This is a genomic window from Clostridium tertium, assembly GCF_017873245.1.
Classification (GTDB): domain Bacteria; phylum Bacillota; class Clostridia; order Clostridiales; family Clostridiaceae; genus Clostridium; species Clostridium tertium.
In genome coordinates this window covers 112483-129338 of record NZ_JAGGJY010000012.1, presented here as the reverse complement: position 1 = coordinate 129338, position 16856 = coordinate 112483, and the positions used below count along the sequence as shown (strand labels likewise).

The 16856-nt window shown below is 29.0% G+C and carries 30 protein-coding genes; all 30 read left to right on the top strand.

Annotated elements, in window-relative coordinates; translation table 11 throughout:
- The coding region (locus J2Z25_RS13595; RefSeq protein ID WP_209741001.1) for a host-nuclease inhibitor Gam family protein at positions 1 to 510 on the top strand (510 nt) is incomplete at its 5' end.
- Positions 511 to 512: 2 nt separating this feature from the next.
- Positions 513 to 656 (top strand): hypothetical protein, encoded by a 144-nt coding sequence (locus tag J2Z25_RS13590; protein ID WP_209741000.1) that lies wholly within the window; start codon positions 513 to 515, stop codon positions 654 to 656.
- A 10-nt stretch (positions 657 to 666) separates the two neighbouring features.
- Positions 667 to 1191 carry a hypothetical protein gene (locus J2Z25_RS13585; RefSeq protein ID WP_209740999.1) on the top strand — a complete coding sequence of 175 codons (525 nt, stop codon included), beginning with the start codon at positions 667 to 669 and terminating at the stop codon, positions 1189 to 1191.
- A gap of 10 nt (positions 1192 to 1201) precedes the next feature.
- Positions 1202 to 1972 (top strand): phage replisome organizer N-terminal domain-containing protein, encoded by a 771-nt coding sequence (locus J2Z25_RS13580; RefSeq protein WP_209740998.1) that lies wholly within the window; start codon positions 1202 to 1204, stop codon positions 1970 to 1972.
- Complete coding sequence (locus J2Z25_RS13575; protein ID WP_209740997.1) at positions 1972 to 2466, top strand: hypothetical protein; 495 nt, start codon at positions 1972 to 1974, stop codon at positions 2464 to 2466. Before J2Z25_RS13580 ends, J2Z25_RS13575 begins: the two co-directional genes overlap by 1 nt.
- On the top strand, positions 2466 to 3098 hold the full coding sequence (locus tag J2Z25_RS13570; RefSeq protein ID WP_209740996.1) for a hypothetical protein: 633 nt from the start codon (positions 2466 to 2468) through the stop codon (positions 3096 to 3098). Before J2Z25_RS13575 ends, J2Z25_RS13570 begins: the two co-directional genes overlap by 1 nt.
- Positions 3099 to 3129: 31 nt before the next feature.
- A complete protein-coding gene (locus J2Z25_RS13565; RefSeq protein ID WP_209740995.1) occupies positions 3130 to 3273 on the top strand; it encodes a hypothetical protein in 144 nt (47 codons plus the stop codon).
- Positions 3274 to 3309: 36 nt separating this feature from the next.
- A complete protein-coding gene (locus J2Z25_RS13560; RefSeq protein WP_209740994.1) occupies positions 3310 to 3654 on the top strand; it encodes a GTP-binding protein in 345 nt (114 codons plus the stop codon).
- Between the two features lie 102 nt (positions 3655 to 3756).
- A complete protein-coding gene (locus tag J2Z25_RS13555) occupies positions 3757 to 4167 on the top strand; it encodes a RusA family crossover junction endodeoxyribonuclease (RefSeq protein WP_209740993.1) in 411 nt (136 codons plus the stop codon).
- Positions 4157 to 4519, top strand: a complete 363-nt coding sequence (locus tag J2Z25_RS13550; protein WP_209740992.1) for a hypothetical protein — start codon at positions 4157 to 4159, stop codon at positions 4517 to 4519. The genes J2Z25_RS13555 and J2Z25_RS13550 overlap by 11 nt, the downstream gene beginning before the upstream one ends.
- On the top strand, positions 4512 to 4925 hold the full coding sequence (locus J2Z25_RS13545; RefSeq protein ID WP_209740991.1) for a single-stranded DNA-binding protein: 414 nt from the start codon (positions 4512 to 4514) through the stop codon (positions 4923 to 4925). Before J2Z25_RS13550 ends, J2Z25_RS13545 begins: the two co-directional genes overlap by 8 nt.
- Positions 4926 to 4982: 57 nt before the next feature.
- On the top strand, positions 4983 to 5570 hold the full coding sequence (locus J2Z25_RS13540; protein WP_099346060.1) for a hypothetical protein: 588 nt from the start codon (positions 4983 to 4985) through the stop codon (positions 5568 to 5570).
- Entirely contained in the window at positions 5558 to 5743 is a 186-nt protein-coding gene (locus J2Z25_RS13535) for a hypothetical protein (RefSeq protein WP_099346059.1), read from the top strand. Before J2Z25_RS13540 ends, J2Z25_RS13535 begins: the two co-directional genes overlap by 13 nt.
- Before the next feature lie 32 nt (positions 5744 to 5775).
- The gene (locus J2Z25_RS13530; RefSeq protein ID WP_209740990.1) at positions 5776 to 6711 is read left to right on the top strand and encodes a DNA cytosine methyltransferase; all 936 of its coding nucleotides are present in this window, start codon (positions 5776 to 5778) and stop codon (positions 6709 to 6711) included.
- Positions 6712 to 6722: 11 nt separating this feature from the next.
- Positions 6723 to 7163, top strand: coding sequence for a nucleoside triphosphate pyrophosphohydrolase family protein (locus J2Z25_RS18625; protein ID WP_245173383.1), 441 nt, complete (start codon positions 6723 to 6725; stop codon positions 7161 to 7163).
- A 126-nt stretch (positions 7164 to 7289) separates the two neighbouring features.
- On the top strand, positions 7290 to 7451 hold the full coding sequence (locus J2Z25_RS13520; protein WP_209740989.1) for a hypothetical protein: 162 nt from the start codon (positions 7290 to 7292) through the stop codon (positions 7449 to 7451).
- A gap of 228 nt (positions 7452 to 7679) precedes the next feature.
- On the top strand, positions 7680 to 8222 hold the full coding sequence (locus J2Z25_RS13515; protein WP_209740988.1) for a hypothetical protein: 543 nt from the start codon (positions 7680 to 7682) through the stop codon (positions 8220 to 8222).
- A 74-nt stretch (positions 8223 to 8296) separates the two neighbouring features.
- Positions 8297 to 8731 (top strand): RNA polymerase subunit sigma-24, encoded by a 435-nt coding sequence (locus J2Z25_RS13510; protein WP_209740987.1) that lies wholly within the window; start codon positions 8297 to 8299, stop codon positions 8729 to 8731.
- A 140-nt stretch (positions 8732 to 8871) separates the two neighbouring features.
- Positions 8872 to 9333 (top strand): hypothetical protein, encoded by a 462-nt coding sequence (locus J2Z25_RS13505; RefSeq protein WP_209740986.1) that lies wholly within the window; start codon positions 8872 to 8874, stop codon positions 9331 to 9333.
- A 57-nt stretch (positions 9334 to 9390) separates the two neighbouring features.
- Complete coding sequence (locus J2Z25_RS13500; RefSeq protein WP_209740985.1) at positions 9391 to 9600, top strand: hypothetical protein; 210 nt, start codon at positions 9391 to 9393, stop codon at positions 9598 to 9600.
- Between the two features lie 20 nt (positions 9601 to 9620).
- Positions 9621 to 9797, top strand: a complete 177-nt coding sequence (locus tag J2Z25_RS13495; RefSeq protein WP_209740984.1) for a hypothetical protein — start codon at positions 9621 to 9623, stop codon at positions 9795 to 9797.
- A gap of 58 nt (positions 9798 to 9855) precedes the next feature.
- Positions 9856 to 10173, top strand: a complete 318-nt coding sequence (locus J2Z25_RS13490) for a hypothetical protein (RefSeq protein ID WP_209740983.1) — start codon at positions 9856 to 9858, stop codon at positions 10171 to 10173.
- 21 nt (positions 10174 to 10194) lie between these two features.
- On the top strand, positions 10195 to 10455 hold the full coding sequence (locus J2Z25_RS13485; protein WP_209740982.1) for a hypothetical protein: 261 nt from the start codon (positions 10195 to 10197) through the stop codon (positions 10453 to 10455).
- A gap of 53 nt (positions 10456 to 10508) precedes the next feature.
- The gene (locus J2Z25_RS13480; RefSeq protein WP_209740981.1) at positions 10509 to 10883 is read left to right on the top strand and encodes a hypothetical protein; all 375 of its coding nucleotides are present in this window, start codon (positions 10509 to 10511) and stop codon (positions 10881 to 10883) included.
- Positions 10855 to 11226: an HNH endonuclease gene (locus J2Z25_RS13475; RefSeq protein ID WP_209740980.1), complete on the top strand. Its 372-nt coding sequence runs from the start codon at positions 10855 to 10857 to the stop codon at positions 11224 to 11226. Before J2Z25_RS13480 ends, J2Z25_RS13475 begins: the two co-directional genes overlap by 29 nt.
- A gap of 96 nt (positions 11227 to 11322) precedes the next feature.
- Positions 11323 to 11784, top strand: coding sequence for a phage terminase small subunit P27 family (locus tag J2Z25_RS13470; protein ID WP_099346870.1), 462 nt, complete (start codon positions 11323 to 11325; stop codon positions 11782 to 11784).
- Positions 11781 to 13502, top strand: a complete 1722-nt coding sequence (locus J2Z25_RS13465; protein WP_099346869.1) for a terminase large subunit — start codon at positions 11781 to 11783, stop codon at positions 13500 to 13502. The genes J2Z25_RS13470 and J2Z25_RS13465 overlap by 4 nt, the downstream gene beginning before the upstream one ends.
- A 13-nt stretch (positions 13503 to 13515) precedes the next feature.
- The gene (locus J2Z25_RS13460; RefSeq protein WP_245173378.1) at positions 13516 to 14796 is read left to right on the top strand and encodes a phage portal protein; all 1281 of its coding nucleotides are present in this window, start codon (positions 13516 to 13518) and stop codon (positions 14794 to 14796) included.
- On the top strand, positions 14780 to 15601 hold the full coding sequence (locus tag J2Z25_RS13455) for a head maturation protease, ClpP-related (RefSeq protein WP_209740979.1): 822 nt from the start codon (positions 14780 to 14782) through the stop codon (positions 15599 to 15601). Before J2Z25_RS13460 ends, J2Z25_RS13455 begins: the two co-directional genes overlap by 17 nt.
- Positions 15602 to 15645: 44 nt before the next feature.
- On the top strand, positions 15646 to 16848 hold the full coding sequence (locus tag J2Z25_RS13450; RefSeq protein WP_209740978.1) for a phage major capsid protein: 1203 nt from the start codon (positions 15646 to 15648) through the stop codon (positions 16846 to 16848).
- The last annotated feature ends 8 nt before the right edge of the window (positions 16849 to 16856 follow it).

Genomic DNA, 16856 nt, shown 5'->3' with positions numbered 1-16856 from the left:
ATGGAAAACACATTATTACAAAATGATTTAGTAGAACAAAGAGAAGGTTTTAAAATAGAAAATTTAGAGGGTGCTACATGGGCATTTAGAAAGCTTAGAGCAATAGAAAATAAAGAAGCTGAAATAAAGGTTATAGCAGAAGAAGAAATAAATAGAGTTAATGCATGGAAAGAAAAAGAACTAGAACAATATGCAAAGGACAAAGAATATTTTAGCTACTTACTAGAAGAATTTTATAGAGCTGAAAAAGCAAAGGATAAGAAATTTAAACTATCTACACCATATGGAAAAGTTACAGCTAGGAAGTCTAGTAAATGGTTCTATGATGATGAGAAGGGGTTACTAGACTACCTTAAAGAAAATGGATCATGCTGCATAAGAGTTAAAGAAGAAGTTGATAAAACAGAACTTAAGAAAACATTTAAGGATGGAGTAAATACAGAAACAGGAGAAATTATTCCTGGTGTAAGAATAGAAGAAACTGAAACTATAACAGTAAAGGTGGAGTAGTCATGGATGAAGAAAATAAGCTTGCATTAATAGTTAGGCTTGGATTAACTCTAGAATACCTTAAAAATGGAGATTATGAAGGAGTAGACAAGCAGTTAAGAAGTCTTATGTATGAGATAGAAAAAGGATTAATAATACCATTCTAGGAGGTGTAGTATGGAGAAGTTAGTTTTTAGACCATTAAAGGAAACTGAAATAGATGTAAGAGTACAAAGTGTTACTGAAAAAGGCTGTATATTGCTTCTATACAAAGATGCTCGTTGCGATATGAACATCCTTGATGAAACAGTTGGACCTATGAACTGGAAAAGAGAGCATACAAGAGATAATGCTAATTGCATAGTTAGTTTATGGGATGAAGAAAAGGAGCAATGGGTAAGTAAAGAAGATACAGGAACAGAGAGTAATACAGAAAAAGAAAAAGGACAAGCTAGTGATAGTTTTAAAAGAGCTTGCTTTAACTGGGGAATAGGAAGAGAACTTTATACAAGTCCATTTATTTGGGTAAAGAAAGATGATTGCAATATGTATTCTATCAAGGGCAATAATGGCAAGGATATATGGAAATGCAATGATAAGTTTTTTGTAGAAGCTATAAAGTATGATGAAAATAAAAATATTATAGCTTTATCAATTAAGAATACAGCAAGTAAAAAGAGAGTATTTCTTATGAAACCATAGGAGGTATGAAATGGCAGACAATAAAAAATACTATTACTTAAAAATAAAAGAAAACTTCTATGAAACAGAAGATATGAAGATATTACAAGCTATGGATAATGGATATCTATATTCAGATATACTAATGAAACTTTATCTTAAATCTTTAAAAACAGATGGAAAGTTAATGTTTAAAGAAAATATTCCTTATAGTCCTAAGATGATAGCAACTATTACTAACCATAATGTTGATACTGTAGATAAAGCTTTATGTATGTTTAGAGAATTAGGATTAATTGAAGTATTAGACAATGGAGCAATATATATGCTAGATATACAAAGTCTTATTGGTAAAAGTAGCTCTGAAGCTGATAGGAAAAGGGATTATAGGAATAGGATAAAGGAAGAAAAAAAGCTGTTATTAGGTGAAGGGGACAAATGTCCGGACACTTCTGGGACAAGTTCGGACGAACGTTCACGAGAGATAGAGATAGAGATAGAGATAGAGTTAGAGAAAGAGATAGAGAACAAAAAAGACATATGTCGTCAGTTGTCGTCTACATGGACTAATAATGGTTATGGAACTTTAAATAAAACTCTATTAGATAAATTACTAGCAGATGTAGAGATTTATTCTATAGAGTGGGTAACTAAGGCTATAGAGATAGGAAATCAAAGAAGCAAGAGAACTTATTCTTATCTTAAAGGTATATTAGAGAATTGGAAAACAGAAGGTATTAAAAACGAAAAAGGTAAGAATGAAATCCAAGAAAGAATAGCAAAGGGGGAAGATCCTTTCTAATGACTAAGAATGAATTTGTAGAATATGTAAGTTACTTAGGAAAACTATTCGGATTTGAAGCACCAGCAGATAAAGATGTATTAGCAGCATGGTACAAGCCTTTTGAAAGAGTGCATATAGATATAGCTAGAGAAATGGCTCAACTTTATCTTAAGCAAGAAACAGGCAGATTTAAATTAGCTAAGCTATTAGAATTTAAAGATGTAGCTTTAAGAGGCAAAGTCTATAAAGAAAGTACTGAAAATTGTAAATTATGCAAAAATACAGGATTTGTAATGTTAGAGAAAAGAGATAACGGAAGAATATATGAGTTTTGTAATAGGTGCATATGCAAGATAGGGCAATCTTTAAATTCTAATATTAAGACAGTAACAGAAGCCGATTTGATGGAAAGATATAAAGATTACAACGATATTTATAGATTAGAGAAACCGAGATTTGAAAATATAGATGTACAGGAATTTAAAAAAGAGAAAATAGGAGGATTTGTTTGATGAAAAATTTTAATTGGGAAGAGTTCAAGAATGGAGAAATAGCAGTGCATTGTGATACAGAAGAAAAAGCGAATAATTTTTTAAATGAGTGTGATAAGCAAGGGATAGCTTGGGCTGATGGAGATAAAACAACCGAGATTAATTGTTGGCTTTTGTATAAGAAAAATACAAGTTATGTTTGCAGTTTTGAGAAATCTAAATTAGAATTTGGCTTTTTAGAGTATAACAAGGATAAGGGATTAGAAATAATAAAGTGGGAGATTGATAAAATGAAAGAATTAACATTTAAAGAGGTTATAGAAAATATAAAAGAAGGTGAAGTTTGGGAAAGTACAGTAAAAACTGTCAGTTTAATAAATGGAGCTATAAATATAGAAAGAAAAAATGAAATAGAAACTTATTATATTTATATTAAAGAATCAGAATTATTTAAACTTCAAAGAAAAGAATACACATTCCAAGAAGCGTTTAAAGCTTATGAAGAAGGTAAGGAAATAGAAAGTTGTTATACGGCTACTAAGTTTTGTGAAAATGAATATTTAGAAAATAATGTTTATGCAGATTGGAAATTGGGCGTTAGATTCAAAGTTGATGAAATAAAAGGCAAATGGTATATCAACGAGGAGGATTAGTATAAGTAAATTAACACCTCATGAATTAGCTATGAAAACAGTAATGGATATAGAAAGAAGAAAATACTTAAGAGAAAAAGGAAAATTAGAAGCAGATAGCTTTTTAGCAGAGAATAGGCTTAAAGAAAATAAAAGAATGAGTAGGATAAGATGTAAGAGTTATAGAGGTAAGTAATTTGATTATATTACGAATTAAAGGAGTTAAGAAATAATGTGTATAAAGTTAAGTGAATTAAAAGATAATGAAATGTTATTGATAGATGATGATTATAATTCAATTATGTCTAAGGAAGATTACTTGGGAGATTTAGAAAGCTATAAAGGGTATGAAGTGTACACAACCACAGAATACAGAGCAAATATTGATGCTAAATATATGCTAGAGAGTGCAATAGAATGTGAAGCTGATAATATGTATGAAGATTGGGAAACTGATATATGGGACGATATAAATAAAGAAGATATAGAAGAATTACAAAAGATTGTAAATAGAATATTAAGTGGGAATAGGAATATTTCTTATATAGCTAATAAAAGAGTAGAAATTGATATTTAGTTAATTCGTCATTCAAATATAAGGGAGAATAGGAGTAAATCCAACATAGTTATATATTCCTATTCTCATATAATAGTCAATTTCAATAAATGAGGTGAAATTTTGATAATAGTTGAAGGAAAGATAAAGGGAAAAGCAAGGCCAAGATTTTCTACAAAAACAGGAAGAGCATTTACTCCAGGAGATACTATAAGTTATGAAAATTGGATTAAATGTTGCTATAAAGAACAAGATGGAAGGTACTTAGAGACGCCTATAGAAGCAACAGTATTTGCTTATTATAAAATACCTAAGTCTTATAGTAAAAAGCGAATACAAAGTATCTTGGAAGGTAGAGAATATCCTACAAAGAAACCAGATGCAGATAATATAGCAAAAATAGTATTAGATAGTTTAAATGGAATAGCTTTTAAAGATGATAGCCAGGTAATAAAACTGACAGTAATTAAGAGATGGACAGAAGAAATGGAAAGAGTTGAATTTAGATTGGATGAGGTAAAGTATGAAAATTAAAGTAGGAGATTATTTCATAGAAACAGATGAAAGACAGTTTATAGTAAAAGTTAAAAAGGTAGTAGAAGAAAGCAGATTAGCTAAGAAAGAAAATATAGGAAAAGAATACTGGCAACCCATAGCGTATTGTACAACCTTTGATTCTGCTTTGAAATTCATTCCAGAACAGGCGTCAAGGAGTAATGAGGATATATTAGTCATCAAAGAAAAATTAACTCAAATTCACGAGCATTCAAAAGAGTATAAGAAGATTGAAGAAGAAATTAAGAAAGTTTATGAGAAAAAGTTAGAAGCAGCAATAAGAGATTTTAAAAGAAAGCAAAAAACAGAAGGAGAAACTAAGAATGAATAAATGGGTAGGTATAGGGCGACTTACAAGAGATCCAGAGCTTAATTTTGCAGCAGGAACTGGAACAGCAGTATGTAGATTTACTTTAGCAGTAACAAGACCTTTTAAGAAAGATGAAACGGATTTTATTAATTGTATAGCATTTAATAAGAGAGCTGAAGCAATAGCACAATATTTAACTAAAGGTAGACAACTAGCAGTAACAGGAAGTATAAGAACAGGAAGTTATGATGCTAAAGATGGAACTAAGAGATATACAACTGATATAGTAGTAGATTCATTTGAGTTTATAGGAAGTAGTAAAAATGATAATCAAGGTTCTAATGGTTTTAATCAAGATAACTTTGGGAGTATGAGTTTTGAGGATGAAATGACACCAGTAGATGATGGAGATATGCCTTTTAATTAAGGAGTTGGTACTCTCCATAATCAAAAGTATCTATTATACAAAAGGAGATGGTGAAAGGTGGGTTATTCACGTGGAATAAGATGGAGTAGTGAAAAAATAATAAATGAAATACTTGAAGTAATGAGAGTTTTAGATATAAAAAGAATGCCAAGTAAAAATGAGTGTGATTTAGTAACAGGAAATTATACCTTATCTAATGCAATAAGAAGGTATGGAGGTTATGAATATTTTTCTCAATATTTAAATCTAGAATCAAAAGAATGTGAAAGCAAGCTCGGTTTAAAAGGTGAACTAAAGATAAAAGAAATTTTAGAGAATAAAGGATATAAGGTTGAAAAAATGAGTAATAAACATCCTTATGATCTACTAGTAAATGAGAATATAAAAATAGATGTTAAAACAGCTAGAAAGTATAACAGCGATAAAGGGTGGAGTAGCTATTCATTCAACTTAGAAAAATCCAATCCAACGTGTGATATATATGTCTTTATATGCATAGAAGATGAAAAGTATTTGATTATACCGAGTAAATTTTTAAGACAAACTCAGCTATGCATTACTGATAAAGAAAGTAAGTATGACGTGTTTAAAGATAGATGGGAGTATGTAGAAGTATATAATAAATTCTACAAATGGCTAAAGTGATGGAGCAACTTGGATTTAGTTTTATTAGATTCAAGGAAGAGTGTACAGAACTTAATAGTAAATTTACTTTAGGTTCTGTATGGAACTTCTTATTTGAACATGAGAACAATTACATTATAGAACTAGATGGTACTTTTTATGGTCCGTTAAAAGAGCGGTGTGAAAGGTTATAGGAGGATAGTATTTAGAGATTAGAGGTGATTACATGATACAGATATTAGAGCTATTCGGGGGAGTTGGTTCCCCTAGAGTAGCATTGAGAAATTTAGGAGTAGAAGTAAAAGCGATAGATTATGTTGAGATAGATGAAAAAGCAGTAAAGTCATATAATGCAATGTTTAAAGATGAATTAGAATACAAAACCCAATCTGTAGTAGGTTGGAATTTAAAGCCTGATATTCTTATCCATGGTTCACCTTGTCAAGATTTTAGTATAGCAGGATACCAAAAAGGAGCAGAGCCAGGGAGTGAAACAAGAAGCTCTTTAATGTGGGAAACAATTAATATTATTAAACAAATGGGAATATGGAAACCAAGAGTTGTGATTTGGGAAAATGTTAAAAATGTTCTTAGTAAACATATGGTCCATAATTTTAGTAGATACTTAGAAGAAATGCAAAAGATGGGATATAACAGTAATTTTGAAGTATTAAATGCTATTGATTTTGGACTACCTCAAAGAAGAGAAAGAGTTTTTACAATATCTATTTTAGATGGAGAGTTTTTCAACTTCTCAACATTGGAAAAAAGACAAGCACCTCATATAAAAGAGTTTTTAGAAGATACAAAGGAAGAGAAGTATATAGTTACTCAACCAAGCATGTTAAAGGTTATTGGAAGAAAACCCAAGAATTTTAATGGCTATGTGAAAATAATAGATAGCTACTGCGAAACTATTACAACTAAGCAACAAAGAAACCCTAATAGTGGGGTTATAGACATAGGAAATGGTAAATACAGATATTTAACAGAAAGAGAATGTTGGAGATTACAAGGATATTCAGATGAAGATTTTGAAGCAGCATTAAAAGCACATCCAGGAATACCAGGCAAATTAAATGGTGCTTTATATAAGCAAGCAGGTAATAGTATTCCAGTAACTATATTTGAGAGTATATTTAAGCAACTACTTAATCTATAGGAGGAATATGAATGGATAAAGTAAGAGAAAAAATAAAGGAATATATAACCAAGGGAGTTATAAAGACAGAAGGTATAAGGAAGTTAAAAAGAGAGTTTAAAATAAATGAAAAAGAACTTAGCGTAATGTGGCTAGAGGAAAAAGAAAATATAAAAAGCAAATATTCTAAAAGAAATAGTAGGCAGATATATAAATCTAATAAGGATGAAGTAGTCTTTAAAGCTATAAAAATATTTGGTGAGGATATGCAGAAGATAGTAGCCATGGAAGAACTTGCAGAGTTACAACAAGCTTTGTCTAAAGATTTGAGGGGGAAGGATCATAACGTTGAAGAAGAAATTGCAGATGTATTTATAATGTTAATGCAATTGGAACTTATGTATGATAAGACAAAAATTGAAGAATGGATAGATAAGAAAATAGATAGATTGGATAAAAGATTGAGAGGGTAGCATATGAAAATAGTGGTTATATGGTTAATAGCAGTACTATTTTATTGGGCATTGATATATGGAGCTACTAGAAATTATAAAGAAGAGTAATTTGATATTATTGCGAAATAAATAGGAGGTGAGTATATGAAGTATGCTAAATGCGAAAATGAGTGCCAGATGAGTGATGATGTGATAGATAAGAATATTTGTTGTTACTGGTGTAATGAGAAATCAGTGTGTGATAATCCTTGTAGAAATTTAGATTGTAAAGTAGTTAAAGAAATAGAATTGGAAGATGAAGATTAATACGTCATTCAGAAAAAGGGTGGACTACATAAGTAGTCTACTCTATATAAAATATGTTCTTTGAAAATTGAATAATGTGATATTTTTAATATATGATATTACTATTAATTATGATGGTAAGAAAGTAGATAATTCAATGCTATAAATTAACTTATTTTTATTTAGTAATATATCTTATTAATTATTCTTTTGATAAAATATAGATATATAAAGAAATGAGGTGATTTAATGAATTGGGTTTCTGTAATAACTTTGCTGATTTCATTCGGAACATTGATAATGGTTGGTGTGGAATTATTTATTAATACCAATCAAAAAAAGATAGATAGGCAAATAGCTGTTACTGTTAAGGAACGTAGGAGAATGGAACAAGATTTATTCAAAAATGTAATTGGAATTCTTGAAATTTATAGAGAATTAGAATATAAAAAATTCTTAAAAGAAAAAAACATTCTTTTTCATGAAGTGTTAAATTATAAAGTAGGAGTTTGGATAAATTTAAATAATGAAAATAGCTTTTCTTTAGACTTACGAAAAAATTGTAACGAATTAGCGACTTGGGTTGCAAGTGGCTTAGAAACAATAAATGATGATAATAAAATAGAATTATATCAAAAAAAAGCAGACCTTAATAGACAAAGAATATGGATCTTAATAGATAAATATATCGAGGAAGAAAAAAAACTAATTAAATCAATTGTAGCTGGAGAAAAGAAAAAATTGTACAAATTCACAAAGCGTAAGAGTGAAAAGATTGATATTAAAAAGTAATAAAAAACAGATAAAAATATCGCATTGTTCATTATTGAATATGCGGTATTTTTTATTATTAAGGAGGAATTAAATTGGATAAAGAGAGATTAAAAAGATATAGAAAATTAATGTCAGAAGTAGATTTACTTAAAAGACAATTAGAAAAGACAGAGCCAGAGCATGTTGAAGATAGTGTTAAGGGATCTAGTCCTTATTTCCCTTATACAGAACATAAAGTGCATATAGAAGGTTATGACTTAGAAAGTTATAAGAGAAAAGTAGCAAGACTTAATAAAAGAATAGTAAGAAAGATGAATGAGTTAGTAGAAGAAAAGGATAGCTTAATAGAGTTTATTTATAACATAGAAGATTCAGAAACTAGGCAAATATTTATTTATAGATATTTAGATGGTCTTACTTGGAAAGAGATAGGTGAAAAGATGTATTTTGGTACAAGCACTATAAGAATGAAACATGATAACTTCGTAAAAGGTTTAGCACCTATTAGCACTTTGGAAGATGTATAATAGTAGTATGGAAAGATGGATTATTTCATAAATTCTCAATACCCTTTTATACCATAAAAGCACTTAGCAGAAATGTTAGGTGCTTTTTTGAAGGATTTAGCAATTAAATGTAGAATTGTTAAATAAAAGGGGGTGAGAATGTGGAAGAAAAAGAGTTAACCGCATTAAAATATGTTGTTGGACAAATAAATGGTTCTAAAGATATAGAGTACAAGTTTGCTGGCTTATATACTGATATGACTAAAGAAATAGGTATGTATATATTTAAGTTTTTAGAAAAAGGTTTAATTATAGCTAAAAATGATAAATGGGCAACTAAAGGAGGAAGTGCGTATAATCAATATAATAATAATATTTGCGTTATACACTATGATTTATTATGCGCTACCCAAAAAGCTAACGAACTCATAGAATATGAAAGTAAAAGTAAATTAGAAAAATTATGGTATAAGGTGAAAAAAGCAATTGTAGGAGTAGTAAGTGATACTGGAATAGAAATTAGAAAGCAATTTATAAAATGGATAGCAAGCTTGATTGGATTAGTTATATTCTTACTTGTAGGGGCAAAAGTAATTGAATGGGTGTTTAATAATATAAAATGAGTTAAAGAACCTTTGAATAAGGGTTCTTTTTATTTTATATAAAAGTGAGGTGATAATATGGGTAAGGTAAAGAAAAGACAATATGTATTTCTAAGTAATTGGATAGGACAAGATCTAAAGTGTGCTTGTTTATTCCATAATCCTTTATGCAAGAATCATAAGAAATGTGAAGAGATAGAACTTACTCTATCACCATACGAAGATTTAGAAACTTGTATGAGGGAAAGAAGATACCAAAGGGTAAATGGAGCATTAAGACAAAAATAAAAAATATGGAGAGTGATAAAATGGGAAAAGATTTAATTGGATTAAGAGATACGTTTAGAGAATTAGCAAATATTCTTGATGAAGCTATAGAGTTAGAAAAAAGAGAAGAAGCTGGAGAAGATGTAACAAAAGAAACAGAAAGTGTAGTGGGAAGATTTTTATTTAAATGTATTGAATTAGAAAGATTAAATAAGTAATAGGATAGGGTTAGTAGTTAATTGCTAACTCTTTTATTATATAAGGAGGTATTAAATTATGAAGAAGTCCTTAATTAGAATTATAAACTACATAAACAATATTAAATTCGATAATATTTACTTAATATCAGAAAATAGTATGTGTAATAAGATGTATATAAATTATATAAGTAAATATATTGATACAGATAAATATAAAATTATAGAAGTAACAGAAAAAAGATTATTAGGAATAAATAAGATAACAGAAAATAATTTAATAATATTGTGTGGAAGATGGTACTTAAATAGAATAGCAAAAAAAAATGATTTTAATAGATTTATAGCTGAATATTTCAAAGCAAGTATTCCATTTGATGAGATAGAAATAGATTAAAAATATAAAGGGGTTTTAAGAATGAAAGGAATATGTAATTTAGGGTGCAATCAAATATTTGAAGATCCTATTTTTAAAGAAGCAAAAGTAAAAGATGATATAAGAGAGGTATATTTTAAATGTCCTCATTGTGGAAGAAAGTATATTTGTTTTTATACAGATAGAGAAATAAGAAGGTTACAGGCTCTTCAGAGAAAGACAAAGGATCAAAGAGAGTTTAATAAATTAAAAGATAAGGTAACAATTAAAATGAATAAGTTAAAAGATAATATGAAGAAATAAAAGAACTCTATTATATTAGGGTTCTTTTTGTTTTTATAAAAGGAGAGGATATTATGATATTTAGATTAAAGAATAAACTTCGAAGCGAGGACTATGGTAAAGTTAAAGCGAGACTAGAAGATGAATTTAAAGAGAAAGTAATACTATTAACTAATGACATAGAGTTGGTCAGTAATATCTATGAGATTAAAGAAGATGATATAAGAATAACAGATGCAAGTCTAAAAACAGAAGCCATATTCTGTGGTTCAGGAATGATGGAACATTTATTAATAGGTACAGAAGTTAGTTTTGAATATAAAGATATAAACGCTAACTTATTTATAGAAAGTAATAAGCTATTAACCGTTAAGGAAATGAAAAGAGAAATAATTAATAGATTCTCTATAAAGGAAAGCAATGTTAAAGAAGATATGCAGATGTGGTAAAGTAATACCTTATAGTATGAAAAGGTGTCCTGAATGTGAAGTAAAAGCAGAAGAGGAACGTAAACAAAATATAAGATACTATAAGAAAACTACTTATGAGAGAGATAGTAAATACAATAAGTTCTACAAGAGTAAGGAATGGAACACAGTAAGACAATTAGCAATAGTAAGAGATCATGCACTATGTAAAGATTGTTTAGATAACAATGTCATAACACCATACAATACAGTACACCATATAGTACCAATTAAAGAAGATTGGTCAAGAAGATTAGATATAAACAATCTAATATGTCTATGTGAAAGTTGTCACCAGAAGAGGCATAATAGCATGAAGGGGTAGGGGGTATCTAAAAAGTTTAGAGTAATCACTTGGAGAGTGCGTGTGGAGATTCAGTTTAGAAAAACTCCCTAAATGAAAAAATAAGGAGGTGAGGGAGTGGCAAGACCTAGTAAAAGTGTTAAAGTAATGAGTAAAAATTTAACTAAAGAAGAGAAAGAGTTAAGATTAGAAACAGAAGAAAAGTTAAAAGGTGGAGCAGATAACATTTCCCCACCAACTCATTTAAATGCAAGACAAAAGAAAATATTTAATTACGTCGTAGATCAACTTAGAGAAAGTAATATACTTGGAAATTTAGACATTTATATTTTATCTCAAACTTCTATAGCAATAGATAGATTGCAGCAAATAGAAAAGCTTATAAATAATGATATAAATAGAATATATGATAAAGATTTAATCAAGGCTAAAAGTGAATATACTAAAGATTTTTTTAGGTGTTGTAATGAATTATCATTAAGTCCACAAAGTAGAGCTAAGTTAGGGAATATAAATATGCAAGCAAAAGAAAGAGATGAAGATGTTCTGTTAAAAGTATTGGCTGGTGGTAGTAAATGATATTACTAGATCGTGCTGTTAAATATGCAACAGATGTAGTAGAAGGTAGAGAAATTACTACATGGGAAGTAAAAAAACAATGTGCAATATTTATACAAGATTATTATAAGAGACAATATGAGGATGAATTTGAATTTTATCTAGATGTTAACGAACTCCTGAAAATAAATAATCTACTAAAGTTAATGAATTTTGCAACTGGATATTTAGCAAATAATGAAGTGTTGGAACATTTAGATCCGTTCCAATGCTTTTTTATTGCAAATATATTTGGGTGGAGATATAAAAATAATAAATCTAAGTTTAGATATAATGATGTAACCCTATTTATTGCTAGAAAAAACGGTAAAACTGCTTTGATAGGATTAGTATTTATATTATTACTGCTTACAGAACAGCAATATTCAGAGTTTTATTCTATATGCTTAACTAAGGAACTAGCAGCAGAGATTAAAAAGATAATGGAGCAAATCATTAATGCAAGTCCATTAATAAAGAAACATTTCAATATATCAACTACTAAGACAGGTAGGATTACTTGTAAATTAACCAATAGTTACTTTGAGCCTAGAGTTGCTGAAGCGGGTAAGAATAACTCAGTAAGACCATCAGCATTCGTAAGTGATGAACATGGTAACTTTAGTGAGAGTAGTAATTTTAACGCTATGAAATCAGGGCAAAAGAATGTAATAAATCCATTAGTATTTAGAACTACAACAGCTTATGCTATTAATAATTCTATTATGGAAGAGGATTTAGATTATATTAGAAAAGTATATACAGGTGTAGTTGATAACGAAAGAATGTTTGCACTTGTCTATTATGCTGATAAAGAAAATATATGGAATGATATAGGACTATATCAAGCTAATCCTTTAAGATTAGAAGAAAACTATCAAATAATGCGTGAAGATAGAGACAAAGCCTTAATTCAAGATAATTTGAAAGAGGAATTTATAACTAAGACTTGCAATGTATTTATGCAAGAGAATAGTGAAGAAAAATATCTCAACTTTGAAGCATGGAAAAAATGCAATATTAATAATAAGGAGTTAGAAGGAAAAGAAACTTTAAATTTAAAAGGCAAGGAAGTTGTTGTTGGAGTTGACCTTTCATTAACAACTGATTTAACTGCAATTTCTATAATGTATAAAGAAAATAATAAATATTATTTAAAATCACATGGATTCTTACCAGAAGATACACTCCCAGAAAGAAGAGAAAAGATAGATTATAGAAGCTTTCAAGAAAAAGGATATTGCACTATAACTCCTGGGGCAATCGTTAACTATACAATAGTTGAAGAACATATAAGGAATATAGAAACTAAGTATAATTGTAAAATCAAATGTATTGTATCAGATCCATACAATGCAATGCAGATGATGGAAAGTCTAGCAAAAGATTATGAAGTGATACTATTAAAACAAACATATGGTAATTTATCACCAGCTATAAAACAATTTAGGGATGATGTTTATTTAGGAAAAGTATTTTATGAAAATAATAAACTATTAGATTGGTGTATGAGTAATACTACAACAATAAAAGGAAGAACTACAGATGATATATTACTAGCTAAGGAAAATAAGAATAAAGCTAGGATAGATTTAGTAGTTGCAAGTATTTTCTGTTATACACAATTATATTTACAACAAAACTCTATAGATATAAATAAATCAACAGAAAATTATTTGAAGATGATGGGATGGATGTAAAGGAGGTGAGAAATTGAATGTATTTAGTAGAATTGCAAAAGGAATAAAAAACGCTATTACTCCAGCTAAATCTGTAGATATGCAAAGTCAAGAATTATTAGAATGGCTTGGAATAAGTTCAACTCCTAAGAAATTAGTAAGTGAAGTAACTTATTTTACTTGCTTAAAGATGTTATCAGAAACATTAGGGAAAATGCCTTTGAAGTTTCGTCAAGATACAGATAAGGGAGTACAAAGGGTTAAATCTAATAAAGTTCACAGGCTTTTAAGGACAAGACCTAATGCATTAATGACACCTTCTATATTTTGGGCGACAGTGGAGCAAAATAGAAATCATTATGGTAATGCTTATGTATGGATAAGAAGAAAATTCAAAAGAGAAAAGTATGGTGGAAGTTATGAAATACAAGATTTATGGGTAATGCCATCTAACGATGTTCAGGTCCTTATAGATGATGAAGGATACTTTGGGGCAAAAGGTAGGATATGGTATTTATATACTGATAAATATTCAACAGAACAGTATTTATTTAATAGTGATGATGTAATGCATTTTAAAACTTCATATAGCTTTGATGGTATTTTAGGAGTTCCTGTAAGAGAAGTATTGAAAAGCACTCTAGAAGGTGGTTTAGAAAGTCAAAACTTTATGAATAACCTATATAAAAGTGGACTTACTGCTAAAGCTGTTTTGGAATATACAGGTGATTTAGATAAAGCAGCAGAGGAAAAACTTGTAGGAGGATTCGAAAGATTTGCAAATGGTTCTGAAAACTCTGGAAAGATTATTCCTGTTCCTTTAGGAATGAAATTAGTACCTTTGGATATTAAACTTACTGATAGTCAGTTCTTTGAATTAAAGAAATTTAATGCATTGCAAATAGCAGGAGCATTTGGAATTAAACCTAATCAGTTAAATGATTATGAAAAAAGTTCTTATTCTAATTCAGAAATGCAACAACTTAGCTTTTATGTAGATACTGTATTATTTATATTAAAGCAATATGAAGAAGAACTTAATTATAAGTTATTAACTAAGGAAGAAATAGAAGAGGGATATCATTTTAAATTTAATGAGAAGGTATTGTTAAGAACAGATAGTAAAACACAAATGGAGATACTTTCTAAAGGCGTTAACAATGGTTTAATTATGCCTAATGAAGGTAGAGATGAACTAGGATATCCATCAGAGGAAGGAGGAGATGTATTAGTTATGAATGGTAACTATATTCCTATAACAGATGTAGGTAAGCAATACAAGAAAGGGGGTGAAGCTAATGAGAAGAACACTTGAATTCAAATCTAAAGGAAAAGATGGAAAACTTAATAAAGTTGGAAATATGGAATTTAGAAATGAATTAACTAATCAAGAACTTTATTTTTATGGAGATATTGTTAGTGATAGCTGGGGTAAATGGTGTGATGAAGATAAATGTCCACAAGATGTTTTAGAGATTTTAAATTCTATTGATGAAAATAGGGACTTAAATATCTATATAAATAGTGGAGGAGGTTCTGTTTATGCGGGACTTGCCATATATAATCAGCTTAAAAGAAAAAAATGTAATAAAACTGTTAGAGTTGATGGATTAGCTGCAAGTATTGCATCTGTAATAATGTTAGCTGGCGATAAAGTTATAATACCTAAAACAGCTCAAACAATGATACATGATCCTTGGATGGGAATATGGGGAGGTTTTAATGCAGCAGAATTTAGAAAAATGGCTGATGATTTAGATGCTTGTTGTGAAACTATTCTTAATGTTTACTCTGAAAACTTAAAAGAAGGAGTAAATATAGATGATATTAGAACAATGATGCATGAAGAAACATGGCTAACAGGAGATAAAGCAGCTCAATATTTTAATATTGAAGTTGAAGATTCAGCTATAGCTGTTGCGTGTGCTTCAAATTATTTTGATAAATATAAAAATATTCCTGAGGATTTGAAGAAAGATGATAATACTATTGATATTAATTCTATAGTTGATACAGTTATTAAAAAAATAAATGAAAAAATAAATGAAAAAGAAAAAGAGAAAGAAAATGATATAGAAGCTGAAAAAGCTAAATTATTAATGGAATTAGACTTAATCTAGTTCTTTTTTTATGCAAAAATTAATAAATAAGTGAGGGAAAGTAAATGAATAAAGAATTAAGAGAATTATTAGATAAAATTAATGCTAAAAAAGCAGAAGTTAAAAACTTAATAAATAATGATAAGGTAGAAGAAGCAAAGGCTGCTAAGGGTGAATTAGTTAATCTTCAAGCGAAGTTTGATGTTCTATATGATCTAGAAGATGAAGCAGAAGAGAAAATAAAAGATGATATTGAAAATGATAATGCAACGGTTATATCAGGAGTTGTTAATAAAGCAAAGGAAGTTGGTAATGCTTTTGTTAATGCTATAAAAGCTGGGTTAACAAAGACACCAGTAGCAGAAAAAGATATGCAAATATTAAAAAATTCAATGAAAGAAGGAACTGAAGCAGATGGAGGGTTAACAGTTCCTCAAGACATTCAAACTTCAATAAAGGAATTAAGAAGAAGTCAAGATGCATTAGAAAATTTAGTTAATGTTGAAACTGTATCTACAGAAACAGGAACTAGGGTTATAGAAAAAGCAGCAGACCAAACCCCTTTTGACAATGTAGAAGAAGAAGCAGAATTTAAAGAAGTGTCAACTCCACAATTTGCAAAAATATCATACAAAATTAAGAAGAAAGGTGGAATTTTAAAGGTAACAAGAGAATTACTACAAGATACTGCTGAAAATATATTAGGTTATTTAAGAAGATGGATAGCTAAGAAAAGTAAGGCAACTAGAAATGCTTTAATAGTAAATAAGATTAATGAAATTACAACTTCAAAAGAGGTTGCTATTAAGGATTTAGATGGATTAAAAGATATATTTAATGTTAAATTAGATCCAGCTATTGTTGTTACATCAGGTATTTTAACAAACCAAAATGGATTCAATTGGTTAGATAAATTAAAAGATTCAGATGGTAAATATGTATTACAACCTAATCCAACAAATTTAACTCAAAAATTATTATTTGGAATTTATCCAGTTACTGTAGTGTCTAATAAGGTTTTAAAATCTAAGGGAGTTGGAAGTTCAGGAGAAGAGACTGCTTGGAAACATCCATTTATTTGTGGAGATTTAAAAGAGGCTATTACTATATTTGACAGAGAAAATATGACTATAGAAATATCAACAGAGGCAGGAGATCTATGGAGTAAAGACCAAACTGGAATAAAAGTAAGGGAAAGATTAGATATTCAAACAGTTGATGCAGAAGCTATAGTAAAAGCGGAAGTTGAAGTTGCTGTAACTCCCTAAAAATGCTC